The 26,559-nt window shown below is 58.0% G+C and carries 19 protein-coding genes; 13 read left to right on the top strand and 6 right to left on the bottom strand.

Annotation, left to right across the window (positions count from 1 at the left end):
* Nucleotides 1-2 precede the first annotated feature (2 nt).
* Genes ACR0NF_RS09195 through ACR0NF_RS09185 form a run of 3 tightly spaced genes read right to left on the bottom strand, consistent with a single transcriptional unit; the run spans nt 3 to nt 3,753 of the window.
* Nucleotides 3-752 carry a phosphate/phosphite/phosphonate ABC transporter substrate-binding protein gene (locus ACR0NF_RS09195; protein ID WP_480471275.1) on the bottom strand — a complete coding sequence of 250 codons (750 nt, stop codon included), beginning with the start codon at nt 750-752 and terminating at the stop codon, nt 3-5.
* Nucleotides 749-1,366, bottom strand: a complete 618-nt coding sequence (locus ACR0NF_RS09190) for a response regulator transcription factor (protein WP_480471274.1) — start codon at nt 1,364-1,366, stop codon at nt 749-751. The genes ACR0NF_RS09195 and ACR0NF_RS09190 overlap by 4 nt, the downstream gene beginning before the upstream one ends.
* Nucleotides 1,363-3,753 carry an ATP-binding protein gene (locus tag ACR0NF_RS09185; RefSeq protein WP_480778129.1) on the bottom strand — a complete coding sequence of 797 codons (2,391 nt, stop codon included), beginning with the start codon at nt 3,751-3,753 and terminating at the stop codon, nt 1,363-1,365. Before ACR0NF_RS09185 ends, ACR0NF_RS09190 begins: the two co-directional genes overlap by 4 nt.
* Before the next feature lie 244 nt (nt 3,754-3,997).
* On the opposite strand from ACR0NF_RS09185, the gene ACR0NF_RS09180 reads away from it, so the two are divergent.
* From ACR0NF_RS09180 to ACR0NF_RS09160, 5 genes are all read left to right on the top strand, one after another.
* Nucleotides 3,998-4,960 carry a TAXI family TRAP transporter solute-binding subunit gene (locus ACR0NF_RS09180; RefSeq protein WP_480660656.1) on the top strand — a complete coding sequence of 321 codons (963 nt, stop codon included), beginning with the start codon at nt 3,998-4,000 and terminating at the stop codon, nt 4,958-4,960.
* A gap of 107 nt (nt 4,961-5,067) precedes the next feature.
* A complete protein-coding gene (locus tag ACR0NF_RS09175) occupies nt 5,068-7,692 on the top strand; it encodes a TRAP transporter permease (protein WP_480471271.1) in 2,625 nt (874 codons plus the stop codon).
* Nucleotides 7,689-8,120, top strand: coding sequence for a universal stress protein (locus tag ACR0NF_RS09170; RefSeq protein ID WP_480471270.1), 432 nt, complete (start codon nt 7,689-7,691; stop codon nt 8,118-8,120). The genes ACR0NF_RS09175 and ACR0NF_RS09170 overlap by 4 nt, the downstream gene beginning before the upstream one ends.
* Nucleotides 8,121-8,193: 73 nt before the next feature.
* The gene (gene ggt / locus ACR0NF_RS09165) at nt 8,194-9,942 is read left to right on the top strand and encodes a gamma-glutamyltransferase (protein WP_480471269.1); all 1,749 of its coding nucleotides are present in this window, start codon (nt 8,194-8,196) and stop codon (nt 9,940-9,942) included.
* A gap of 95 nt (nt 9,943-10,037) precedes the next feature.
* The gene (locus tag ACR0NF_RS09160; protein ID WP_480778128.1) at nt 10,038-11,243 is read left to right on the top strand and encodes an MFS transporter; all 1,206 of its coding nucleotides are present in this window, start codon (nt 10,038-10,040) and stop codon (nt 11,241-11,243) included.
* Nucleotides 11,244-11,302: 59 nt separating this feature from the next.
* Here ACR0NF_RS09160 and ACR0NF_RS09155 read toward each other — a convergent pair whose 3' ends face one another.
* Together ACR0NF_RS09155 and ACR0NF_RS09150 are read right to left on the bottom strand one after the other, a co-directional pair.
* Complete coding sequence (locus ACR0NF_RS09155) at nt 11,303-12,778, bottom strand: NAD-dependent succinate-semialdehyde dehydrogenase (protein ID WP_480778127.1); 1,476 nt, start codon at nt 12,776-12,778, stop codon at nt 11,303-11,305.
* Between the two features lie 2 nt (nt 12,779-12,780).
* Nucleotides 12,781-14,058, bottom strand: coding sequence for a 4-aminobutyrate--2-oxoglutarate transaminase (locus ACR0NF_RS09150; protein WP_480668092.1), 1,278 nt, complete (start codon nt 14,056-14,058; stop codon nt 12,781-12,783).
* A gap of 151 nt (nt 14,059-14,209) precedes the next feature.
* Here ACR0NF_RS09150 and ACR0NF_RS09145 point away from each other — a divergent pair, with 151 nt between their 5' ends.
* From ACR0NF_RS09145 to ACR0NF_RS09110, 8 genes are all read left to right on the top strand, one after another.
* Nucleotides 14,210-14,776 (top strand): cupin domain-containing protein, encoded by a 567-nt coding sequence (locus ACR0NF_RS09145; RefSeq protein WP_480471265.1) that lies wholly within the window; start codon nt 14,210-14,212, stop codon nt 14,774-14,776.
* 137 nt (nt 14,777-14,913) lie between these two features.
* Nucleotides 14,914-15,435: a VOC family protein gene (locus ACR0NF_RS09140; protein ID WP_480778126.1), complete on the top strand. Its 522-nt coding sequence runs from the start codon at nt 14,914-14,916 to the stop codon at nt 15,433-15,435.
* A gap of 70 nt (nt 15,436-15,505) precedes the next feature.
* Nucleotides 15,506-15,856, top strand: coding sequence for a hypothetical protein (locus ACR0NF_RS09135; protein ID WP_480471263.1), 351 nt, complete (start codon nt 15,506-15,508; stop codon nt 15,854-15,856).
* A 113-nt stretch (nt 15,857-15,969) separates the two neighbouring features.
* Entirely contained in the window at nt 15,970-16,938 is a 969-nt protein-coding gene (locus ACR0NF_RS09130) for a carbon-nitrogen hydrolase family protein (RefSeq protein ID WP_480778125.1), read from the top strand.
* A gap of 42 nt (nt 16,939-16,980) precedes the next feature.
* The gene (locus tag ACR0NF_RS09125) at nt 16,981-19,713 is read left to right on the top strand and encodes an aminotransferase class I/II-fold pyridoxal phosphate-dependent enzyme (protein ID WP_480778124.1); all 2,733 of its coding nucleotides are present in this window, start codon (nt 16,981-16,983) and stop codon (nt 19,711-19,713) included.
* 22 nt (nt 19,714-19,735) lie between these two features.
* Nucleotides 19,736-21,184 (top strand): biotin carboxylase, encoded by a 1,449-nt coding sequence (locus tag ACR0NF_RS09120; RefSeq protein WP_480778123.1) that lies wholly within the window; start codon nt 19,736-19,738, stop codon nt 21,182-21,184.
* A gap of 8 nt (nt 21,185-21,192) precedes the next feature.
* Nucleotides 21,193-22,182, top strand: coding sequence for a C45 family autoproteolytic acyltransferase/hydolase (locus tag ACR0NF_RS09115; protein ID WP_480778122.1), 990 nt, complete (start codon nt 21,193-21,195; stop codon nt 22,180-22,182).
* 101 nt (nt 22,183-22,283) lie between these two features.
* Entirely contained in the window at nt 22,284-23,339 is a 1,056-nt protein-coding gene (locus ACR0NF_RS09110; RefSeq protein WP_480471258.1) for a glycosyltransferase family 2 protein, read from the top strand.
* On the opposite strand, the gene ACR0NF_RS09105 is transcribed toward ACR0NF_RS09110, so the two are convergent.
* Complete coding sequence (locus ACR0NF_RS09105; RefSeq protein ID WP_480778121.1) at nt 23,336-26,515, bottom strand: glycosyltransferase family 2 protein; 3,180 nt, start codon at nt 26,513-26,515, stop codon at nt 23,336-23,338. The genes ACR0NF_RS09110 and ACR0NF_RS09105 overlap by 4 nt on opposite strands.
* Nucleotides 26,516-26,559: the final 44 nt, after the last annotated feature.

The raw sequence follows: 26,559 nt of genomic DNA, 5'->3' as shown, positions 1-26,559 counted from the left end.
ATCTAGCCGTGTTCAGGAGGGTTGGGGACGGCGAGGTATTGCTGGGCAGAGATGCGCACAATGTCACGCAATCCAAGCGCTGTCCGGTCTGTCGCATCCAGCTGTCCGATGGCCGATTGAACCGCTGTAAAGATCGCCTCTGCGTCATTTCCTTTTGCGGTAATCAGGGGCAAACCCGGCGTGGGTTCGGTCCAGTCCAGATCACGTAAACTCGAAGCCCAATCCTCATGCTCGCGCATCAAACGCCACGAAACTGCATCCAGCGCGGCGATGTCTGCCCGGCCTTCGGCCACCGCGCGGGCTGAGTTCAGATGCCCTTTGGTCTGGAGCTGATCCCTGAACCAGAACCCGCGTGGGGCGAGGTGCCAATAGGGCGCCGCATAACCCGATTGCGAGAAGGTTTGGTTGTAGGCAAAGACCGCATCCTGATAAGCAGCCAGATCCTCGCGTGTATCATCAGAGCGCACGACCAGCGCGCTGCGGTAATAGCCGGGCGGGCATCCCTCAACGCCGTAGTCCGGCGTGCCCACCAGTTGCACCTTGTCGTGCAGCCACAAGCGAAAGGGCATGCCACAGGTTTGGCTGAGCACCAGATCGGAGGATTGCCAGACCGAAAACTCCTCGGCTTGCTGGGACAAATGTACGGGGCTGTCGATCCCCACGTGGCTCAGGTCGTTGCGGATCAGGGTCCAAAACCGCTCATGCGCGCCGTCAAGCTGGGGGCGGGCATACATCATCAGGCTGGCGATCATTGCATGTGTCCGAACAGCTCATAAAGCTCGATGGTGGTTTTCACCCCGACCTTCTGTTGAATACGCCCACGATGTATCTCGACCGTGCGTGGACTGATGCCCAGTTCGGCGGCGATCTCTTTGCTTGAGGTGCGGGCAGGGTGGGTCAGGATATGCTGCAGCACCTGCTCTTCCCGCTCGGTCAGCAGGCCGCGTTTGTCTGCCAGTGCCTGCCGGTGTGCCTTTTCTGCGCGCAGACCTGCGCCCACGTCCCAGGCCGCTTCTATGCGCTCAATCAACACGCTCAGGTCAAACGGCTTGACCAGAAAATCAATCGCCCCGGCCTTGGTGGCGCGCACCGATTCAGGAATGCCACCATGGCCTGAGATGAAGATGATCGGAAGGGTCGAGTTCTGTTGGACAAGGTGATCCTGCAGTTCCAGCCCATCCATTCCGGGCATGCCGTAGTCCAGGATCAGACAGCCCGCGGCATCTGCATCTACCTGATCCAGAAAGGACTGAGCATCGGGGAAATGCGCAACCTTCATGCCGCGCTTGCCAAGCGAGCGGGACAGGGCGATGCGCACGTCATCATCATCATCTACGATAAAGACGGTAAGCGGTTCCGGAGTCATGAAGTGTTTTCCTCAGCCCGGTCGCTGCGACGCAAGGTGAAACAGAACCGCGCGCCGGTACCCTCGGTCGGGTCGTGCCAGATCCGGCCGCCGTTGGCTTTGACGATGGTTCGGCAGATCGACAGGCCCAATCCCATGCCGTCGGTCTTTTGGGTATCAAACATATTGAACAGGGTTACATCCTCATTGACGCCGGGCCCATTGTCTTCGACGCGAACCTCGACACACTCTTCGCTTACAAGCGTGGAGATTGTGATCCGGCCCGCCTCACCCGGATCCCGGTCCAGTGCATCGATAGCATTTCGCAGCAGGTTGACCAGTACCTGAGCGATCTGGGTGCGGTTGCCGATGACAGCGGGTAGGGTGCTCTCGTCATAGACCAGCTTGATGTCATGCAGCTTGGCCTCGCCCTCCATTAGCGTGACGGTTTGATGGATCAGCCCGCCCAACTCGAACGGGGCCTGCCGACCGCGGTCTTTGCGCACTACGTCCCGCAAGGCACGGATGATGTCCCCCGCGCGGCGCGACTGACGGTCAATGTCGGATAGAATCTCGTTCAGTTCAGGATCGGGATCACCGATTTCCTCAAGCGTGATCTTGGCCGCATCGACATTGTAGGAGATCGCGCTGAGCGGTTGGTTCAGCTCATGCGCCAACCCCGAGGCCATCTCGCCCATCAGGTTCACCCGCGCCACATGGGACAGATCGCGGCTGAGGCGGCTTACCTCGTCTTCGGCCTGTTTCCGGTCGCTGACATTGTCGATGATGGCCACAGCATGATCGGGGACGCCATTCTCGTCCCGGATCAGGATCGCATTCACGCGCAGCCAGATGGTCGATCCATCTTTGCGGACGAATTGGTTTTCCGCGATGAACTCGGAATCCTGTAGCAGCGTTTCGCGGAACTTGACCGCGATTTGCTGGCCGTCTTCAGGTAGAATATCGGCCAGTGTCATCCTTTCCAGCTCATCTGGCTGATATCCCATGATGTCGCATAGCTGTTCGTTGGTGCGCAGAAACTGTCCCGTCTCGGGGGTGATCTGGGCCATCCCGCGCGAGGCCAGGTCGAAAGTGCGGCCATAGGCGGTTTCGAACCGTTGCCGTTGTCGAACTTCCTGTGTCAATGCCGCGCCGGTGTCTTCCAACTCGCGATAAGGGCTGTGCAAGCCTTCCTCGGGGGTGATCTCGCCGCTGGACAGCTGCTGGCTCTGGCTGGCGAATGTGCGTACCGGGGCATAGATCCGGTCGGCCATGGCTAACCCGATTGCACCAGTCAGAATAGCGATTGCCAGCGCGATCCAGACGCCTTGTGTCCGGTTTTTCTTGATCTCGCCGATAAAGTTGTCTTCAGCCGCATAAAGCCCGATCAGCCAGCGCAGCCCCGGTTCCGAGACCTCGATCAGCATCGCGACGTAATCCTGACCGTTCAGCTGGAAATCCGTATGGACAGGGCCATCAGCGTCACTCAGGCCGGTTTGCACCACATCTCCGAATGCCTTTTGCGCGATGGGGTCTGCGATCTGATCCACACGGGTCAGTTCCGGCGCTTCCATATGCGCCTCCTGCCGGATCAGGACCAGTGTTGGATGTGCCAGAACCGCACCGTCTTCGTTCAGGACAAGCGCGGCACCGCGCCGTTCGGACCAGATGTCCAGCAAAAACCCGGACAGGGCGTCGATCTGGATATCGACACCCAAAATTGCGCGGATATCTCCGGCGTCGTCCAATATGGGCACACTGTAGGTGATCCCCGGTTGGCGTGCCGTGAAGAATATGTAGGGTTCTGTCCAAATCGGTGCTTTGGTTTCAGAAACCATCCTGAACCAGGGACGGGTGCGAGCCTCATAGGTATCGGTTTGGGTGGTGGCCGTTTCCAGCAGTGTGAACTGATCGTTGCGCCATCGGAAATCGGCCGGATGTTCAGCGGTGCCCTGTAGAAATGGCGGAACGAACTTGGTACGATAGCGCCCAGGTTCTTCGGCGCGCATGACATAGACAAACCTGCCCGTCGCATCGGCCAGATACATCCCGGCAAGCTGAGGCGCGACCTGTAGCTGTTGGAAGAAATGGCTTTCCAGCGCGCTGGGATCGCTGATGTCCAGCACGTCATTTTCCGCAAGCCGCCGTGTTGCATCCAAGGCCTGCCGGGCCGGGTTCAAAAAGCTTTTGACCTGGCCGATGACATTGACACTGACCTCATTCAGCGAATTTCGCGATTGCCGCAACAAAGCGTTTTCCGAGCTGACAAAGGTCGACAGGATCACCGACAAGATGGCGAGGAACTGCAAGCCACCCAGACACAAGGCGAGCGTGGCACGCAGCGACCTGCGTCTGCGGGCAGGTTCGGCCTGTTCTTGGCGGAGTTCTTGTTGTCCAGCGTAGTTCAATTCCTGTCCAAATGACCTTCTGTTCGGGTCGATGCCACAGCTTTGGCTGCGATCAGTTACCCTCTTTCCCCTATTCTTCGAATCCGAGCCTATACGTAATCAACCGTATAGACACCTGCTGTTTGGTTTCGCTTTCCTCTTAATCATCGGGGGGCCTGATTCCAGTGCGATTTTTTCTGTTGTGTTCTGAAAGGTTTCAGGCACCCCAACAGATCAAAAAAAGACTGACAACAGGAGTGTCAAAGTGTTCAAGAAAACCTCAATTACCGCATTTGCCGCGGCGGCCTTGATGGCACCAGCGGCATATGCAGAAGAATTTATCACGATCGGAACCGGCGGAGTCACGGGTGTCTATTACCCGACGGGTGGCGCGATCTGCCGTCTGGTCAACAAGGGCCGGAAAGAACACGGGGTCCGGTGTTCGGTGGAGTCGACTGGGGGGTCGGTTTACAACATCAACACCATTCGCGAAGGCGAGCTTGAGTTTGGGGTGGCACAGTCGGACTGGCAGTACCACGCATTTAACGGCAGCTCGAAATTCGAAGAAGCCGGCCCGTTTGAGAACCTGCGTGCCGTGTTCTCGGTACATCCAGAGCCGTTTACGGTTGTGGCGCGTGCCGACGCGGGTATCACCAATTTTGAAGACCTGAAGGGTAAGCGCGTCAATATCGGCAACCCCGGTTCCGGTCAACGCGGCACCATGGAGGTTCTGCTGGGCGAAATGGGCTGGAGCACCGATGATTTCGAACTGGCGACCGAGCTGAAAGCGGCTGAACAGTCGGCAGCTCTGTGCGACAACCAGATCGATGCGATGGTTTACACCGTTGGTCACCCGTCCGGTTCGATCCAGGAAGCGACCACCGCCTGTGACTCGGTTCTGGTGAACGTCAGCGGTGATGCAGTCAGCAAGCTGGTCGACGATAACTCGTTCTACCGCACAGCGACTATCCCAGGTGGCATGTACCGTGGTTCGGACGGCGACACCCAGACCTTTGGTGTTGGCGCGACCTTCGTGACCTCGGCAGATGTGTCGGATGATGCGGTTTATGCGGTTGTCAGCTCGGTCTTCGAGAACTTCGATGACTTTAAAAAGCTGCACCCGGCCTTCGCCAACCTCAAGCCTGAAGAGATGATCGCGGACGGCTTGTCGGCTCCGCTGCATCCGGGTGCGGAGAAGTACTACAAAGAAAAAGGCTGGATTCAGTAACCAGACCTGACGCGGGGCGCCTTTCGGGGCGCCCCGATTCATATCCGGGTTAACCGGTGACAAGACGGCCACAAAAAACCAAGGCCGAAGGACGGGGAGATATCACCATGAGTTCCGACGACACACAGGGCAATCGCCCTCTATCCGAAGAAGAGCTTCAGGATCTGGTCGCCTCATCAGATGCGGGTGCGCGCAATCCGGCTGGGAATGTGGGGCTGTTTCTAGCGATCGTTGCTGTCTTGTGGTCGGTGTTTCAGGTCGTGTTGGCCTCGCCCCTGTCGAACTACCTGCTGCCGGGCAGCGTAGTGAACAACTCGCGCCAGATTCATCTGGCCTTTGCGATGTTCCTGGCCTTTGCGGCTTATCCGGCGCTTAAATCCAGCCCGCGAAACTATATCCCTGTTCAGGACTGGATTATGGGGATCGTGGGCGCCTTCCTGGCGCTGTACGGCTATTTCTTCTACCAAAAGATCGTTGATGCGGGCGGCCTTGCTGACGACACGGACAAGTGGTTTGCACTTGTCGGTCTGCTGCTTCTGTTCGAAGCCGCGCGTCGCGCACTTGGCCCCGCGATGGCAATCATCGCAACGATCTTTCTGGCTTACGTCTTCTTCGGCTCGTCCGATTGGGTCCCCGAAGTGATCCGCTGGAAAGGCGCCAGCCTGCAAAAGGCGATGAGCCATATGTGGATCACCTCCGAAGGTGTCTTTGGCATCGCGCTGGGCGTGTCGACCAAGTTCGTCTTCCTGTTCGTTCTGTTCGGCGCGCTGCTGGATAAGGCAGGCGCAGGCAACTACTTTATCAAGATGGCCTTTGGTGCGCTGGGCCACCTGCGCGGCGGACCGGCCAAGGCGGCTGTGGTGGGTTCAGCGGCGACTGGACTGATCTCGGGCTCGTCCATTGCGAACGTTGTGACCACCGGTACTTTCACCATCCCACTGATGAAGCGTGTGGGCTTTTCCAGCGAACAGGCTGGCTCGGTCGAGGTCGCCTCATCCGTGAATGGCCAGATCATGCCGCCGGTGATGGGCGCTGCTGCCTTCCTGATGGTGGAATATGTGGGCATCTCCTATGTCGAGGTGATCACCCATGCCTTCCTGCCTGCGGCGATTTCCTACATCGCGTTGGTCTATATCGTTCATCTTGAAGCGGTGAAGCGGAACATGCCGACGCTGGGCGACCGTGTCGTTTCGATGGGGCGCACGATTGGCGGCATGGCGCTGTTCTTCGTGGGTTTTGCCGGGCTGTGCTATGGCATCCAATACCCGATCAAGGCGATCATAGCGATCATGCCTGATGCGTCGGGACTGGTCCTGTCGGCGCTGATCGTGTTGGCTTATCTGTTCCTGTTGAAACTGGCCGCGGGGGTCGAGGATCTGGTTCCCGATGACCCCAACGCCAAAGAGGTCGAACTGCCGGTGATCGCCGAGATCTACAAGGCCGGTCTGCATTACCTGCTGCCGATCATCGTGCTGGTCTACTTCCTGATGATCGAACAGAAATCGCCCGGTCTGTCCGCCTTCTGGGCAACCTCTCTGCTGTTCGTGATCCTGCTGACGCAAAAGCCACTCAAGTCCATCTTCCGGGGTGAGAGTGACACCGCGAATGCGTTCAAAGATGGGGTTGTCGATCTGTGGAACGGGTTGATTGACGGCGCGCGCAATATGATCGGCATCGCTCTCGCGACCGCTACAGCGGGTGTGATCGTGGGCACTGTGACGCTGACCGGTGTGGGCCAGGTAATGGCCGATCTGGTCGAGTTCCTGTCGGGCGGCAACCTGATCGCCATGCTGGCGCTGGTGGGGCTGCTGAGCCTGATCCTAGGGATGGGTCTGCCGACCACGGCCAACTATATCGTCGTCAGCTCACTGATGGCGGGTGTGGTTGTCGAACTGGGCGCGCAGGATGGTCTGATCGTGCCGCTGATCGCGGTGCATCTGTTCGTGTTCTACTTCGGTATCATGGCTGATGTGACACCGCCCGTGGGTCTGGCGAGCTTTGCGGCTGCCGCTGTTTCGGGCGGGGACGCGATCAAGACAGGCTTCACGGCTTTCTTCTATTCCCTGCGCACCGTAGCCCTGCCTTTCGTGTTCATCTTCAACACCGATTTGTTGCTGATCGATGTGGGCTGGGTGCAGGGCATCTTGGTGGCCGTCTCTGCGACCATCGCGATCCTGATCTTCACCGCCGGTACCATGGGCTGGTTCCTGACCAAGAACCGCATCTATGAAAGCGTCGCGCTGATCCTGATCGCTTTCGCGCTGTTCCGTCCGGACTTCTTCATGAACCGCATCGCACCGCCCTTTGCGCAGATCGAACCGGCACAGCTGACACAGGCCGTGGGCGAGGCTGCACCCGGCAGCACCATGCGGATCGAGGTCGCAGGTCCTGACTTTGACACCGGCAATATGACCGAAACCACGGTGGTTCTGGACATTCCGGAAGGGGCCGATGGTGCTGCGCGCGTTGACGCTCTGGGTTTGATCACGCTGGAAGAAGACGGCCTGATCAAACTGGACGAGCCGCTGTTTGGCACTCCGGTCGCGGATGAGCTGGACATGTTCGACTATTATGCTGACGACGCTGTTCGCATCACCAGTATTCAAGCCCCGCAGAGCCAGCCACCGAAAGAGCTAATCTTCATTCCGGCGCTGCTTCTGCTGGGTCTCATTGCCTTCCTCCAGCGCGGCCGCGCCGCGCGCGTCAACGAAGAAGAGGTCGTTACATCATGATTAAATCTGTCCTCTGTGCCGTGGATATCAGCAATGACGATCTGGATGCAGGCGTTCTGGAACGGGCAGCGGTGTTGGCCGATCTGGACGGCGCGCAGCTGGATGTGGTGACGGTTCTGCCGGATTTTGGCGAAAGCTGGGTCTCGGGCTTCTTCCAGCCCGAGTTCCATGAAAAGGCGGTGGAGGCGGCGCAAGAAAAGCTGATCCAGCTTTGCGCCCGCACGCTGGGCGAGGAGCGAAACGCCAGCATCCGCCATGTGGTCGCCACTGGCACCGCCTATCAGAAAATTCTCGAAACTGCCGAAGGCGCAGGCTCTGACCTCATTGTCATCGGAGCGCACAAACCAGACCTCAAGGACTACCTTCTCGGACCAAACGCGTCCCGCGTCATCCGACACTCAAACGCGTCCGTCTATGTGGTCAGATAGTGGTCAATTCGGTTTGAAAGTGTTTTTGTAACGAGTGTTTCGGTTTCCAAAAAACTTTCAAAGGTGAATTGCTATGAAAACCCTGTTGAAGACAACAGCGGCGATGGTCTTTGGCACCGTCGCCAGCATGGCTGTTGCACAAGACCCTGCGCCAGAATTTGGCTATGGCTGGGAAGACAAAGACTCGGTCACCGGGACCGAGTTCATGGTTTCCGCCGCAAACCCGATTGCCGCAAAAGCCGGATATGACGTGCTGTTGGCGGGAGGCACCGCCGCGGACGCGATGATCGCGGTTCAGTTGATGCTGAATCTGGTGGAGCCGCAATCCTCGGGCATCGGTGGCGGTGCGTTCATGTTGTATTGGGACGCCTCAGCCAAAACTCTGACCACCTTTGATGCGCGTGAAAAAGCACCCGCCAAGGCCACGCCCGAACGCTTTCTGTTACCGGACGGGGAAAAGATGCCGTGGCCCGAAGCTGTTGTAGGGGGTCAATCTGTCGGCGTGCCGGGCATTCTGCGCCTGATGGAAGTGACCCATAACCTTTATGGAAAGAAAGACTGGGCCTCGCTGTTTCAGTCCACCATCGATCAGGCCGAGCAGGGGTTCGAGGTCTCGCCCCGCATGGCAAATTCGATCCAAAGCACCATTGAGCGTGAGCGTTCTGTCGGTGTGTTCCCGGCGGGTAAAGCGTATTTTTTCAACGAAGATGGCACCCCGCTGCAGGCCGGGACGTTGCTAAGGAACCCCGAATTTGCGCAAACCCTGCGTATTCTGGCCGATCAGGGCGCGGGCGCTTTCTACAGCGGTCCGATTGCCGAGGATATGGTTGCTGCGGTTGCGGCGACTTCGAAAGTCGAAAACAACATCACGCTTGAGGATCTGGCCGCCTACCGGGTCAAAATCCGTCCCGCCGTCTGTGCCGATTATCGCGGCTATGACGTCTGCGGTATGGGCCCGCCGACCTCTGGTGGTCTGACCGTGGGGCAGATTCTGGGCATCCTGAGCAATTTTGACCTCAATGGTACCGGTTGGAACGCAGAGATGGCGCATCTCTATGCCGAAGCGGCCAAGCTTGCCTATGCTGACCGCGCGCTCTATATGGCCGATAGCGATTTTGTCGATGTACCGGTCAAGGGCCTGCTGGATAAGGATTATCTAAAGCTGCGCTCAGAAATGATCGACCCAGCAGCGGCTGGTGAGAAGCGCCAAGCGGGTGAGCCACCGCGTGATCACACTGCTCTGTTTGCACCGTCACAGAATCCGGATCGCCCCGGCACCAGTCACATCGTGATCCGCGATCAGTATGGCAACGCGCTGTCGATGACGACCACGATCGAAACCGCCTTTGGCAGTCGGGTCTTTGTGCGGGGCTTTCTGCTGAATAATGAGCTGACCGACTTTGATCGCGCACCCATGGATGGTGACCGGCTGGTGGCCAACCGGGTCGAAGGGGGCAAGCGTCCGCGCAGCTCGATGTCGCCAACCATCGTGATGAAAGAGGGTGAGCCCTATTTGCTGATCGGCTCACCCGGAGGCAGCCGCATCATCAATTATGTGGCCAAGACCATCATCGCGATCCTTGATTGGGACATGGACCCGCAGGACGCCATCGAAACAGGGCACTTCGTCCATCGTAACGGGTCATCCATGGATCTGGAGCAGGGAACATCCGCTGCTGAATTCGCAGATGCGTTGACCGGCAAGGGGCATGAAGTGAAACAGGTTGACCTCAATAGCGGGCTGCACGCAATCCTGATCAAGGATGGCCAACTGATCGGCGCTGCCGATCCGCGTCGCGAAGGTGTGGCATTGGGTCAGTAGCTCAAGACGGCAAAGGGTTGCCACAGAGCATTCGCGAGGTGCTCTGCGCGGCCCTTTTCTCTTGCTTTGCCGGCGCACTCGTCCGATAGGGCGGTATGTTCAAAAGCCGCGCCATAACCTTCATTCTGATCACGTTGATGATCGATGCCATTGGCATTGGCATCGTGTTCCCCATCATGCCTGACCTGATGGATCGCGTGGGCGCGGGCGATACCGGGCAGGGGGCCTTCTGGGGCGGCTTGTTGATGGCTGCTTATGCCGGGGCGTTGTTTCTGTGTGGACCTGTTGTCGGTAGTATCTCGGACGCCGTTGGCCGCAGGCCGATCCTGATTGCGTCACTGGTCATGCTGGCGCTTGATTACGTGATCATGGCTCTGGCAGGCACGTTCTGGCTGCTGCTGCTTGGGCGTACGCTCGCGGGGTTGGCTGGGGCGACTTATATTACCGCAACAGCTTATATTGCAGATATATCCGCGCCGACCGAGAAGGCCGCGAATTTCGGCCTTATCGGGGCTGCGTTCGGGATCGGCTTTGTTCTTGGGCCCGCCATCGGCGGTATTGCCGCCGAGATTAGCATCACCGCACCTTTCTGGATTGCCGCTGTCTTATCGGCGGCGAACGCACTGTTCGGCGTGTTTGTCCTTCCCGAAAGCCTAACACCCGAGAAACGCCGACCTTTTGGCAAACGCGACCTGAACCCGTTCAAATCGATCTTCGATGCCTTTCGTTTTCCGGGGCTGGCCGTTCCGTTGTTGTGCATATTCATTTTCGAATTCGCCAACATGGTTTACCCCACGCTCTGGGCCTTTTGGATTCGTGAAGTCTTTGGCTGGTCCACGCTCTATATCGGTTTGTCTCTGGCGGCCTATGGCGTACTGCTGGCCTTCGTGCAGGCAGGTCTGATGCCGCTTTTCATCCGGTGGATTGGCGACTACCGAACCCTCCTCTTGGGAATGACATCAGCGCTGATCGGAATGATCGGTTTTGGGTTTACGGCAACGGTGACAGCACTTGTCATCTTTATTTTGCTGGCTGCGTTGTCTGATCTGGTGCCTGCACTGATCACGGCGATGGCCTCAAATCAGGCCGACGAAGACCGGCAGGGTGTTGTGCAGGGGGTGATTGCGTCGCTGTCTTCAGTGGCAGCGGTCTTGGCACCCCTGGCCATGACCGGCCTCTTTCAGGCCTCGGTCGATAGTAACGGGACCTACATGCCCGGCGCGCCATTTTTCTTTTCGGCAGCGCTGGTTCTGCTGATGATGCCCTTGGTGTTTCGACTGCGCGGACACGCATCGGTCTGAAATGAAAAACGCACCCGCAGCGGGCTGCGAGTGCGTTGAAATTTTAAGGCATTGGGCGTCTACTGGATTTCACCCATGCAGAGATATTTGATCTCAAGGAAATCCTCGATCCCGTATTTCGAACCCTCACGGCCAAGGCCCGATTGCTTGACGCCGCCAAATGGGGCGACCTCGGTCGAGATCAGTCCGGTGTTAATGCCCACCATGCCCGATTCCAACGCTTCGGCCACGCGCCAGACGCGGGCCAAATCGCGGCTGTAGAAATACGAGGCCAGACCGAACTCGCTGTCATTCGCCATGGCAACCACGTCGTCTTCTTCTTCGAATTTGAACAGAGGCGCGACGGGGCCAAAGGTTTCATCCTTCGCCACCACCATGTCACGGGTCACGCCGGTCAGAACGGTAGGTTCAAAGAATGTTCCGCCCAGTTCCGAGCGTTTGCCACCCAGCGTGACGGTCGCGCCTTTCGATACCGCGTCCGAGATGTGTTCTTCGACCTTGGCAACCGCCGCGTCGTTGATCAGCGGGCCTGTGGTGACACCATCGCCAAAACCGTCGCCAATGTTCAGCGTTTTGGTCTTTTCGGCCAGCTTGGCAGCGAATTCATCATAGACGCCCGCCTGCACATAGATGCGGTTGGCGCAGACGCAGGTCTGACCGTTGTTGCGGAACTTGGCGATCATCGCGCCGTCAACGGCGGCATCCACATCGGCGTCGTCGAACACGATGAAAGGCGCATTGCCGCCCAGTTCCAGCGACATCTTCTTGATGGTGCCTGCCGCCTGACGCATCAGGATCTGGCCTACGCGGGTCGAGCCGGTAAAGGTGATCTTGGCAACCTTATCGTTGGTGCAGAGTTCATTGCCCACGCCTGAGCTGTCGGTGCCCGGGATCACGTTGAACACCCCTGCCGGGATACCGGCACGTTCGCCCAGTACCGCCATCGCCGTTGCCGAGAGCGGTGTCAGCGTTGCAGGCCGCGCCACAAACGTGCAACCAACCGCCAGCGCCGGGCCAACCTTGCGCGCGATCATCGCGTTGGGGAAGTTCCACGGGGTGATTGAACCGACCACACCCACGGGCTGTTTCAGCACCACAATGCGCTTGTCGCGCTGGTGGCCGGGGATGACGTCTCCATAAACGCGCTTGGCCTCTTCCGAGAACCACTCAATGAACGATGCGCCATACAGGATCTCTCCGCGCGCTTCGGGCCAGGGCTTGCCCATCTCGGCGGTCAGGATAGTGGCCAGATCATCGGCGTTTTCGACCATCAGATCGAACCACTTGCGCAGGATCGCAGCGCGTTCCTTGCCTGTCTGAGCGGCCCACTCCTTCTTGGCGGCGTAGGCGGCATCGATAGTCTGCGTGGTGCCTTCGATGCTGACATCGGTCACGTTGGCGATCAGATCACCAGTGGCAGGGTTGTGAACCGGGAAAGTAGCCTCACCCTCAACCCATGCGCCGTTGATATAAGCACGGGTTTCCAGAAGGCTGGGATCTTTCAGTTCCAGCTTGGTCACTTTGGTATCCAGCATGTTCAGGCTCCTTTGACAGCGTCGACCGAGGCTTCGAGGATATCCATGGCCTCGGCGAAGATCTCGTCCTGCACCGTCAGCGGTGCGAGGAAACGAATTACGTTCCCATATACGCCACATGTCAGCAGGATCAATCCGCGCTTGAGCGCTTCGGCGCGCACGGCGTTCGCCATGTCGGGGTTCGGCGCGCTGCCATCGGAGGTGTTGAACTCGGCCGCGACCATGAAGCCCGGGCCGCGAATGTCGACGATCTCGGGCGTGCGTGCGCGGATCGATTCCAGCCGCTGTTTCAGACGCGAACCCAGCTCATTGGCGCGGGCGCACAGGTCTTCTTCTTCGATTACATCCATCACCGCATGGGCAGCGGCGATTCCCAGCGGGTTGCCGCCATAGGTGCCGCCCAGACCACCGGGGTGTGCCGCATCCATCAGCTCGGCGCGACCGGTGACAGCGGCCAGAGGCAGGCCACCGGCCAGACCTTTGGCCATGGTGGTGATGTCTGCGGACACATCATAGGCGTCCATCGCAAACAGGTTACCGGTGCGGGCAAAGCCGGTCTGAACTTCATCGGCGATCAGCACGATGCCGTGTTCATCACACAAGGTGCGCAGACCACGCATCAGCTCGGCAGGGGCGGGGTAGAAGCCGCCTTCGCCCTGAACCGGCTCGATGATAATCGCGGCAACGCGACCCGGATCGAGATCGGCCTTGAACAGCTTGGTCAAAGCGCCCAGCGAATCCTCGACCGAGGTGCCGTGCAGCTCAACCGGGAAAGGGACGTGATAGGTGTCAGGCATCATTGCACCGAAACCGGCCTTGTAGGGCTGCACCTTGCCGGTCAGGGACATGCCCATGAAGGTCCGTCCATGGAAACCACCACCGAAGGCGATCACAGCGGGGCGGCCGGTGGCGGCACGGGCGATCTTGACGGCGTTCTCGACTGCTTCGGCACCGGTGGTGACAAAGACGGTCTTCTTGTTGAAATCGCCCGGAACCTTCTCGTTCAGGCGCTCGGCCAGACGGATATAGGTTTCATAGGGCAGAACCTGATGGCAGGTATGGGTGAAGTTCGAGGCCTGTTTCTGCACCGCCTCCATCACCTTGGGGTGGCAATGCCCGGTATTCACAACGGCGATGCCTGCTGCGAAATCGATATAGCGCTTGCCTTCGACATCCCAGACCTCGGAGTTCACGGCACGGTCCACATAGACCTGCGTCTGCATTCCCACGCCCTGCGCGATCGAGGTGTTGCGGCGTTCAGCAATCTGAGCATTCAGCATCTTGCGTCCTTTCGGGTTATCGGGCGCGCGCGCCCGTAAATCTGACCGCGTGACTGTAGAGCCCACAGCCCCGAGCGAAAGCCTGTTTCTTGTGAATCATAAGTCCTTGATTTACGGTCCCGGCACCCCTCAAGTGATGCGGATAGTGAACATGAAGAACGCCAATCAAGATGATCTGACCCTCGGCTTGCGCCTGCGCACCCTGCGTGAACGGGCCGGCCTGTCACAACGGGCGCTGGCTAAAAAGTCGGATGTACCGAACTCCACCATCTCTTTGATCGAGTCTGGTAAGATGAACCCCTCTGTTGGTGCGTTGCGCCGGATATTGCAGGGTATTCCTATCGGCATGTCCGACTTTTTCTCGTTTGAGATCGAGCCCGAACAGACCGTGTTCTATGCCGCTGAAGAACTGACCGAGATCGGCAAGGGCGGGTTGTCGCTGCGGCAGGTGGGCTCGAACCTGCATGGCCGCGCAATGATGATCCTGCAGGAAACCTATGATCTGGGCGCTGACACGGGCCGCGTAATGTACGGGCATGAGGCGGAAGAGGGCGGCGTGGTGATCTCGGGCCGGGTCGAGGTCACTGTGGGCGATCAACGCAAGGTGCTGGGGCCTGGTGATGCTTACTACTTCGACAGCCGCGCGCCGCATCGGTTCCGGCAGGTGGGGCCTGAAAAATGCCGGATCATCAGCGCCTGCACCCCGCCGACATTTTGACCGCCGATGCAGGAATCTCAGCACTATGCATCATAGTGTTGCAATATTCGTCGAGTTGATCCACAGTATGATGCATAGTGTGGGATTTTCCTGCATATTCCAACGGGCGACCCCCGCCCTATTCGGAGATTTCGGATATGAAAAAGAAGCCTGCTACCCTGCCCCGCGGCTATCGCACCTGCACCGCATCGCTTGCCGTCTCGGACGTTCCCGCAGCGCTGCAGTTCTATGAAAAAGCCTTTGACGCCAAGATTCAGGCCTATGACGCGGAAGAGGCCCCCGGCTTTGCAGCCATCAAGATCGGCAACTCGATGCTGTTCGTCACCGCTGGCTGGGGCGCGCATGTTCCGTCTGTACCCGGCACCGTTATTCCGGTTGGCCATCATATGTATGTCGAAGATGCTGACGCCACGCTGACGACCGCCCTGGAAAATGGCGCGACGCTGATCTCAGACGCAAACGACACCTATTGGGGCGAGCGCTGCGCCACCGTTGCGGATCCGTTCGGTCATATCTGGACACTGGCGACACGGATCGAGAACCTGAAATCCGAGGATATCAGTGAGCGCCGCAAAGCGTTGTTCCGCGCCATTCAGGATCAGGATGCCGAGGCCGTGGTCGAATCCGTCGAGACAGCAGAGCAGACCGAGGCCGCGTGATCCTGACAGAGGTTGAACAACCGAAGGGTCGTGAGGTACCGGAATGGGTGTTTTCTTTAACAGGCTAATCATGAACGACGCACCCCTTCCCACTTTCACGATCCGCCAGAACGATCTGGCCATCCTCGCCGCCGAGAACCGGATCGGAGATTATCCGGTCGCCGTACGCACCGCCCGAGAGGTGGTCAGCGGCGGCTTTGCCAACCAGTCGGCGCATCCCAACACCTGGACAGTCTATTTTCTGGTCGACGGCCAATGGGCGCTGGTTGAATCCACGCGCGGGCTGCGGCGGGAATGGTCCAGCCTGGACCGGTTGGAAAAATGGCTGCGCAGCTGCGGCTTCCGGTTCTTCTGGGTGCGCAACGATATCGACTTTGTAGAAACGCTCGGCGAAGAGCTTACCGAGGAAGAGGCCGGATAAATCAACCGCCTGCGGATAGTGGGCTTGCGCTAACATACGGTTTTATGTTCCGATGAAGAACGCCGGGTCACAGCGGCGGTCGCAATCGGCAAGAAAATGAGAAGAAACGAAAAATGACCCCTTTTGCGATAACCGGAATCCAGATGCATGTCGGTGCGCTGCACTCGAATGTCGAGGCGATGCTGCATCGGATCGATGTGATGATGGCGCGGTTCCCCTGGACTCAGATGGCCTTGTTCAGCGAGCTGGCCCCCTATGGCCCGCTTGACCGTTTTGCCCAGCCCTTTCCCAATGATGACCTGTCGCGTTTTCAGGATGCAGCGCGGCGGTATGGTATTTGGCTGATCCCCGGCTCGATGTTTGAAAAGCGCGAGGATGGGCGGGTTTTCAACACCTCGGTTGTGATCAACCCGGATGGTGAGATCGTCTCGAAATACTCCAAGATGTTCCCATTCAAGCCATATGAACAGAACATCGCATCGGGCACTGATTTCTGCATCTTTGACGTGCCGGATGTGGGCCGGTTTGGCCTTTCGATCTGCTATGATATCTGGTTCCCCGAAACCACCCGCCATCTGACCAGCCAAGGGGTCGAGGTGCTGCTGCACCCGGTTCTGACCGGTACTACCGACCGCGAGGCCGAGCTGTCGATCGCCAAAGCTACTGCTGCGCAGTTCCAATGCTACGTGTTCGACGTGAACGGGCTGGCTGCTGGAGGCGTCGGCCGCTCGCTGGTCGTCGACCCATCGGCCACCGTGCTGCACCAATCCGCAGGGCAAGAGGATATTTTCCCGATTGAGATCGATCTTGATCAGGTTCGCCGCCAGCGCGAAGTTGGACTGAAAGGCTTGGGCCAGGTTCTCAAAAGCTTCCGCGACCGCGAAGCGGAGTTCCCGGTTTATGACCGCACCAGCGGAGCGGATGCTTATTTGCACACGCTCGGCCCGCTGAGTATTCCGCAGAAAGGCGACGTTGCGGGCGTCGCTGCATCCGACCCCAGAACGGCGCTGGGATATAGCGAAGACGCTGCGACCAAGCCCGACAATCTGTATCTCTACAAAGGGCGCTCTGGCACAGACTGATCCCGAAGTAGCTTTTCGGTATCGGCAGAAAGGAAAAACTTCATGCACGGCATTTCCGACAGCGAAAAGCTCCACACCATCTCGGACTACTACAGCGCCTCACAGCTGAGGGCAGACCGATGGAGCGCGCTGCGGGAAACGGCCGAGTCGCTGGACCAGGGCGGAAGCGAAAAGGATCGAGATCGCGCACGGCAGTTGCTGCAGGCATTGGCCCCGATCGAGGTGTATTTCGCTTTCCCTGGGGGGTCGGCCTTCGACTATCTGCGCCGACTGCTGGATCATGGCAATTTTTCCGATTTCTCGACTGCCGTGCGGCGGGTGTCGCGGGCGCTCACCTCGGGGGCTTATCGCCGCCGTTCTATCCCTCTGATCGCGGATGAAACCGAAGGTGATGAGTTCGAGGATGAAGCGGCCCAAAGCCATGAGGCCCGCGCGCTGGGGCGGCCCTATTTCGAGGTGATGATCGTCGACAATGTCAACGAACATCAGGAACGGTTCCTGCAATCCAGCCTGCAACGGATGCGCCGCAGCGAAGACCCGTTCATTTATGAAACCGTCATAGTCCCCAGTGTCGAGGACGCCCTGATCGGGGTTCTATTCAATCAGAATGTGCAGGCCGTAATCGTTCGTCCGGGCCTGAGTTTGAAATCCAAGAACGAAACCAACGTGTTGGGCCGCTATATTAGCCTTTATGGCGAAGGCGCTGATCTGGATGCTTTGTCCCCCTCGGAATACGGACCCGAGACCTGCCGCCGGATTGGAATGTTGCGCCCCGAACTGGACGCCTACCTGATCACGGATCGCTCGGCCGAGGATATCGCGGGTCTCGATCTGGGCCTGTGTCGGCGGGTCTTTTACAATCAGGAAGACTTTCTGGAACTGCACCTGAACATCCTGCGCGGGGTGCAGCGGCGGTATAAGACACCGTTCTTCACGGCTCTCAAGGAATACTCGAAACAACCCACCGGTGTGTTCCATGCGATGCCGATCAGTCGGGGCAAATCGATCAGCCGCAGCCATTGGATTCAGGACATGGGGGCGTTCTACGGATCGAACATCTTCATGGCCGAAACCTCAGCCACCTCGGGCGGGCTGGATTCGCTGCTGGAACCGCGTGGCCCGATCAAAGAGGCGCAGGAGGCTGCCGCCCGCGCATTCGGCTCTAAACAGACGTTTTTCGCCACCAACGGCACGTCGACCTGTAACAAGATCGTCGTTCAAGCTCTGGTCCGGCCCGGAGACATCGTTTTGGTCGACCGTGACTGCCACAAATCGCACCACTACGGCATGGTGTTGGCAGGCGCGAGCGTTGTCTACATGGACAGCTATCCGCTGCACGATTACTCGATGTACGGCGCGGTGCCGATCCGAGAGATCAAGCACAAGCTTTTGACCCTGAAGGCCGAAGGCAAGCTGGATCAGGTCCGTATGGTGTTGCTGACGAACTGCACTTTCGACGGCATCGTCTATAACGTGCAGCGGGTGATGCAGGAATGTCTGGCGATCAAGAAAGACCTTGTGTTCCTGTGGGATGAGGCCTGGTTCGGCTATGCCCGTTTTGCCCCGAATACGCGTGTGCGCACGGCGATGCGCTCGGCCAACCTGCTGCGCGAGCAGTTCCGCACCCCGGAACATGCCGAGGCTTATGCGGCGCAGCAGGCTGAACTGGAAGGCGCGGATGACGAGACCCTGCTGAACACCCGCCTGATCGCGCCGCCGGATGCGCGGGTGCGGGTCTATGCCACGCAATCAACGCACAAGACGCTGACCGCGCTACGGCAGGGCTCGATGATCCACGTCAACGACCAGCAGTTCAAAGGTGCGGTCGAAGAGGCCTTTCACGAGGCCTACATGACCCACACCTCGACCTCGCCCAACTACCAGATCATCGCTTCACTGGATGTGGGACGCAGGCAGGTCGAGATCGAGGGCTATGAATTCGTTCAGCGACAGGTCGAAAGCGCGATGGCAATCCGCCGGGCGGTGACGACCCATCCGCTGCTCAGGAAGTATTTCAAGCTGGTCACAGCGGGCGACATGATCCCCGAGGAATATCGCGAAAGCGGCATGACCAGCTATTTCGATCCCGATCAGGGCTGGGCTGATGTCTGGGATTGTTGGGCAAAGGACGAATTCGTTCTGGATGCCACCCGCATCACGCTGCATGTGGGCGCGACCGGCTGGGATGGCGATACGTTCAAGACAAAGATCCTGATGGATAAATACGGCATCCAGATCAACAAGACCTCGCGCAATACCGTGCTGTTCATGACCAATATCGGCACCACGCGCAGCTCGGTCGCCTATCTGATCGAGGTGCTGGTCGAGATCGCCAAGGAACTGGACGATCTGATGGACGATGCGTCCAAGATGGAAAAGCGAGCCTTTGAAAAGCGCGTCAGGAACCTGAGCGAGCACGTCCCACCGCTGCCAGATTTCAGCCGCTTCCACGATGCGTTCCGCTGCGAAAAGGGCACCGAAGCGGGGGATATCCGTACTGCCTTCTTCCTGTCTTACGACGAAGACAATTGCGATTATGTAGAGCCGGACAAGGAGATGCTGGACCGGCTGGAGGCCGGGGAAGAAATGGTCTCGGCTACCTTCGTGATCCCCTATCCGCCAGGGTTTCCCATTCTGGTGCCGGGACAGGTGATCAGCCCCGAAATCCTTAAATTCATGCAGGAACTGGACGTCTCGGAAATCCATGGATTTCGCGCCGATTTAGGCCTGCGCATTTTTACCGAAGACGCTTTGAAATCAATCAAGAACCCCTAAGGGGTCAGGGAGGACAACTATCATGCCAAAGAAGGTGCTTAAAAACATCTCGGAAATTCGCCGGTATTTCCACACCAACAAGGACCCGATCTATTTTGTATCGGCGACCAATTTCAACCTGTTGGGGCTGGATGAGTGGGTGATGAACTTCACCTATATATGTTACATGGATTGCTTTGACGGGCGACATCCGAACGTTTTCGTACCTTCTGAAATGCCGCATGACGAATTTCAATCCATCGAGGACATCAACAACTATCTGTTACAGCACAAAGAAGTCATTGATCTGGTCAAAAGGCGCGGCGGCAAGCCCAAGTTCGTCTTCCTGATGTTCGATGAAACCACCGAAAAGCTGGTCAAGGAACTGGGCGGTCAGCTGTGGTTCCCCAAAGCCAAGCTGCGCACCAAATGCGACAATAAGATCGAAACCGTCCGCATCGGCAACAAGGCGGGTGTACCCTCGGTGCCCAACACATTGAGCGTGGTCAAAAGCTATGATCACCTGAAAAAGATTTGTGACAAGGCCGGTTTGGGGAACGATCTGGTTCTGCAATCCGCCTTTGGTGACAGCGGCCACACGACGTTTTTCATCAAGTCCGAGGCTGATTTCAACAAGCATAAAGACGAGATCGTCGGCGAAGGCGAGATCAAGATCATGAAGCGGATCGACTGTCGCGGGGCAGCGATCGAGGCCTGTGCGACCTCGGAAGGCACAATCGTCGGCCCGCTGATGACCGAGCTTGTGGGCTTCAACGAACTCACCCCCTATCGCGGCGGCTGGTGCGGGAATGAAATCTTCTCGACTGCTTTCCCGCCCAAGGCCCGCGAACAGGCGCGGCAATTGACCTTCCAGTTCGGGGAAGAACTGCGCAAATCTGGCTATCGCGGGTATTTCGAGCTTGATTTCCTGATCGACAAGAAAACGGATGAGCTGTGGTTGGGTGAGTTGAACCCCCGTATCACCGGCGCCAGCTCGATGACCAACCACGCTGCCTTTGCCCATGCAGATGCGCCGCTGTTCCTGTTCCATCTGCTGGAGTTCTCAAAGAAACCCTTTGAGCTCGATGTCGAGGAACTCAATGCGCGCTGGGCGGATCCGGACATGATCGACAGTTGGTCGCAGATGGTGATCAAACACACCGATGACAGTGTCGATCGGATCACGCAGGCCCCGCAATCCGGCATCTACAAGATGCTGGAAGATGGCCGCGTCGTGTTCGACCGGTTCGACTATCACCGCCGCGCGGTGGGCGAGAACGAAGCGTTCTTCCTGCGTATCTCGAATGTCGGCGATTATCGCTATGAAGGCGCTGATCTGGGTATTCTGGTGACGCGCGGGCGGTCGATGACCAAAGGCTTCAAGCTGACGGACAAGTCGAAGAAATGGATCCATGGCATCACCTCGGCCTATACGGCTGAACCCCTGCCTGCTGCGCAACCGATGCAAGACCCCGCGTTCAAGATCATGTAGAAAGCCCCATGGCGCTTGTTTTTCGCTCAATCGACGAGGAACAGCCCGGTCCCAAGCTGGCCGGGCTGTTTGCCGAATACTGGCCCGCCTATCGCGATTGGTGGGCGCAAGAGGGGTATTCGGCCCGTCCCACCTATCGCGAATGCCTGCGCGCGTTGCAAAAGCACATGCCCGAGATTCTGCCGCTCTATGAAGAGGTGGTCGAACTGGTCGGAGGCAGCGATAGCCAGGCGCGGTTTCTCAGCTTCTACTGCCCGCCGAAATACCTGTCGGGCTGCAGTCAGGCGATCTGGCGTGGCAAGACCCCGTTTCTGGTGCGCAATTATGATTACCATCCGAGAATCTTCGATGCGGCACTGCTGAAAACCCACTGGGGCGGGCGCGGTGTGATCGGGATGAGCGACGGAGTTCTCGGTCTACTTGATGGGATCAACGATGCCGGTCTGACCGTTTCGCTGACATTTGGCGGGCGGCGTGAAGTCGGCGACGGTTTTGGCGTTCCATTGATCTTACGCTATGTGCTGCAAACCTGCGAGACGACGGCTGAGGCGGTCGACTGCCTGTGCCGCATCCCCTGCCACATGAGCTATAATGTCACCGTATTGGATGCGAAACATAACCACAGCACAGTTTACCTTGCCCCGGACCGGCATCCGCAGATTTCGGATGTGCCGGTGGCGACGAACCATCAGGGTCAGGTTGAATGGTCCAAACACGCGCGGTTTACAGCGACGGTCGAACGCGAACGCTTTCTTCTGAACCGGCTGAACCAGCACCGGGAAAGCGAAAAGCGTTTTATCGATGCCTTCCTGCGCCCGCCGCTTTATTCCACCGCGTTCAAATCCGGGTTCGGAACGCTTTACACAGCCGTCTACCGACCCGCAAAAAAGCAACTGCAACTGCTTTGGCCCGGGGCATCGTGGGATTTGTCTTTCGATGAATTCTCGGAAGGTGAGTTCAGCCTGTTGCTGCCCGATGAGGCCGAGGCCGCGTATTGACGTGCCCGCTGGCCGAATGATCAGGATTATGCGATCCTTGTTTCTGAGCGTCCAAAACCTTGATTTCTGGCGATCTTAACTTGTTGAACGGGATATGACCCATGCGCTGCCTGATCGTGACCACCATGCGCAACGAAGGCCCGTTCATTCTGGAATGGATTGCTTATCATCGGGCCATCGGCGTTACGGATTTCCTGATCTTCAGCAATGATTGCGAGGACGGAACCGATGAGATTCTGGATCGGTTGCATGCGCTGAAAATCGTCTACCACAAGCCCAACCCGCGCAAAGGCAAGAAAACGGTGCAGTGGCAGGCCCTGAGCCGCGCATCGAACCACCGGCTGGTCGAGCAGGCCGATTGGATATTGGTATCGGATGTGGATGAGTTCCTGTGCATTCACGAAGGCAGCGGCCAGATCGCCGATCTGATTGCGGCGCGGCCCGATGCGGATGGGTTTGCTGTACCGTGGCGGATGTTCGGGCATAATCAGCAAGTTGCCTTTCAGGATCAGCCGATGACGCGCCTCTTCACTCGCGCGGCCCCTGCAACATTGCTATGGCCATGGCGTGCGGTGCAGTTCAAGACACTGTTCCTTGCTGATCAGCGGCTGGACCGGCTGGGCGTGCACAGGCCCCGGTTAAAGGACGGTGCGGAATTCAACATGGTTGATGGCAATGGTGATCCGGCCCCTGCCATACCCGGCACGGTCATTCCCAGCGTCGCGCCGAGATATGGGTTGGCGCAGTTGAACCACTACGCTCTGGGCTCGGTCGAGAACTATCTGGTCAAGGCCGAACGGGGTCGCCCCAATCACAGCGAAGACCCGATTGATCTGGCCTATTGGATCGACCGCGATTTCAATCAGATCGAAGATGCCACGATCCTGCGCCACGCCGATGCGATTGCCGACGGCGTGGCCGAGCTGCGCGCCGACCCTGAACTGGATCAATTGCATACCCGATCCGTCGCGTGGCGGCACCAACGCATCAAAACGCTGATGCAGGATTCAGATATGTTCTACACGCACGCGCGCCTCTGTCAGATCGGCCCGACGCGCGTTCTGCCGATGACCGCACAGCGTCGCATGTGGAGCCAGCTCATGTCGATCCGCCGGGCGATCCACGCCGAGAAACAGGCGCGTGAGCAGGACGGCTAATCGGCCACCTCAGCTTCGGTGCGCTCGGGCATGAAAATCGCGTCAGGTTGGTCAGGCGCGGAAATCTTTTCGTAGAGGCGTGCATATTCAGGCAGGGCCTTCAATTCGGCCACCTTACGTTTGTGCGTCTCGACAGCTGACTTGTGCAGCGCCGCGATCTCGGCATCGGCCATAATCCGATACAGTTCTTCGCGGGCACGTGGCACATGCTGTTGAATTCGGGCGTCACGTTCACTGTTATAGTTCCGGCGGTCCCAGTAATACCCGCCCATATCTTCATCGACATGGTTCACCCGCCCCCGATCACGCTTGACCAGATAGCTGTCGGCAGATCGCAAAGTGTAGTGGTTCAGCGTGACGAGATCATAACCCAGCGACCGTTTGGTTGACCGCCAGCTGTTTGATGCATGCACCTGTTCCGGCATTTCCAGACCAGATCCATTAACCCACCGTATCTCAGACAGCCGATCTTCGTCCGGGCTCAGCGGCCTGTGAACGCCGAGCTTGGCATAGGGCGCAGATTTGTGGACCATTGTCTTGAAGCCCCAGCCCATGCGCGGCTTAGGGATGAATTGAGGCGCGCAGCGGTCGAAGGTTTCGATGACCCACTTGTCTTCGAAATCGGTAACGTCCGCATTCCCGAACAGCTTCCATGTCATCGAGATCAGGTTCGGTTCATTCATCGCCGCGAACAGCTCGGGCATGGTACCATCACCCACATGGATGTTTATGAACTCGTCACAATCCATGCACATGTACCAATCCGCATCCGAGATCAGAGGATGGGTGATCGCATGGTTCAGCGCTCCGCGTTGCGGTTTTTGCCCTTTGTCTGACTTGAATGGATTGTCCAGTCGCGTCACATATCCCAGCGCCTGCAAGCGGTCCAGCAGCTCAACCGTCTCATCGGTACAGCCATTGGTATAAATCAGAAAATCCGTCACCCCGATCGAGCGATGATAGGCGACCCATTCCAGTAGAAAAGGTGCCTCATTCCGCATTGTTGTTACAAGCGTGATCTTATCGCGTGAGAGGGGGGGGACGGGTTTGAGGGGCGAGAATAGTGTTTCGACACGTTTCTTGATGCTCTCATAAGCTTCTTGCGCGTCGTCTCCCAGTAGGATGGGATGACCCGAGGCTTGCAGAACCTCAGCTTGCGGTTCCGGTTCTTCGGGTGGTGTCGGTTGGGGCTGATCGCTGACAAAGGGCTCACCTGTCAGCGCGGTATGGGAAAGTGGTGCAAAACCTGGCTGAACGTCGTCCGATACACTGTGGGACAGGATGTCCTGAGACAGGATCTGGTAGAGCTGGTTGTATTCAGGCAGGTCCTTCAGAGCGTTGATCCGCGCGCGATGCCAGTTGCAGCTTGCCTCATGCAATTCTGCCAATCGTTGGTCCGCGAGCAGGTCGTCACGTACAGGCTTGGATTTCTCGAAATGTGACCGGATAGAGGTGTCCTGTTCGTCATTGCGGTTGTGGATATTCCAATACCCGATGCCCTGTTCGCGGTTGATGTGATTGGTGCGGCCGCGGTCGCGTTTGACCAGATAGCTGTCCAGCGACCGGATCGAGTAATGATTCAGCGTTACCAGATCGTAGCCCCAGCTTTCCAGCGACGACCGCCAGCCCTTTTCGTGATAACGGTCGGGCATCTGTCGGCCCGATCCGTTGACCCAATGGGGCATGGTCTCTGTCACCGGCTCCAATGGTCGGTGGATGCCGAATTTCGAATAGCTCGACGGTCTGCGTGCGAAGGTTTTGAAGCCCCAGTTGTGATGGGGCACGCGCACTTTCTGCGGGGCGCAGCGGTCAAACTGGAGCGGCACAGGGTTATCAGCGAAATCGACAACACCGGAACAACCGAAGAACCGCCAGGTCATTGCGATAAGTTCAGGATTTCCAGTGGCGTTCATGAGGGATCGCAAGGTGCCCTCGGGCGTGTGGATGTTGATATATTCATCCACGTCAAAGACCATGTAAGCATCTGCCGCCTGAATCACCGGATGATCCTGCGCCAGTGCCAGCGCCACGCGCTGCGGCCGTTCGCCTTTGTCTATGCGTGCTGGGTTGTCGACGCGAGTGACCAGCCCGCGTTCAGCAAGACAGTCAAGAATCTCATCTGTGCCGTCCGAGCAGTCGTTGGTGTAGATCAGGAAATGGGTAAATCCCAGCCACAGATGATAAGCGACCCAATCCAGAATATAGGGTCCCTCGTTCTTCATGGTTGTCACCCCAACAACCGATTTCAGGGGTGCAGTATCGCTGACCGCGGGTGTGGCCGCCGCATATTGCTTGCCGTCGATCTCTTCCCGAAACACCTTGGCGAAGGCGCTATTGGGATCGGCGTTTGGATAATCCCGCAATGGAGCATTCAGCGGGTTGATCTTGTGCTTGATTAGCAATTGCCCCAGCAGACCGGTCGGATCGGGTACACCCTTGTAATGCTCGGCCAGAAACTTGCGCATTCGCCGACCGTACAGATGCACCGAATAGGTATTGTCGGTGACGTAATCGCTGATCCGGTTGTTGGGCTTTACGATCTTGCGACGGTCTTTGAATGTGTAGGGATAGAGCCCCTCCTGCGGGAAGGCATAGCGATCTTCGCCGGTCTTGTGCAGGAAGTGCGAGACCGCATGCGGCCCCCAGACACCCCATGGCTGTTCGCCAGCGTGAACCGGGTTGCCAGCGGCTTTCTTCTCTTCCAGTTCCTTGACGTATTTCTCGCCATACCAAGTCGGGATGGCAAATTCGTCCGAGCAATGATCCAGCAGCAGACGCAGTGCTTCGCTATCGCGGGGCAGGCCTAATACACCACCATTGATGTGCTTCTTGCTTTCCCAGCCAAAGAAATGGCCGGTCTCGGTAACGAAGGGTTTGCGGCAATAGGCGTCCGTGTCGGCCCAGATCATTCGGTCGGCGTCACGCAGCATGTGGTATCGGAACAGATCGGAATGCAGCGCAGGCGAGCCGGTGCGTTCGTGTACCAGAAACCCGGTTTCAGGCAGGACATCGGCGGCATCGCGAAACTCGACCCCGTTCGGCACGCGATCGACATCCTCGTAGGTGTAAAGGATGGTATGGTGCCCCGCATCGAGGAAAGACTGAACGCAGAGCTGCTCGAGAAAGCTCAGCGAACCGCGCATCCACAGCATGCCGATTTGGTGAAGGTCTGTCATGTTATGCTCTGCAACCTCGCCTGAGCCGTCAGGGGACCCCGTCG

The organism is Ruegeria sp. CF4 (genome assembly GCF_056537345.1).
Note: the sequence above shows the minus strand (reverse complement) of the source record. Positions and strands in the feature narration are given on the sequence as shown.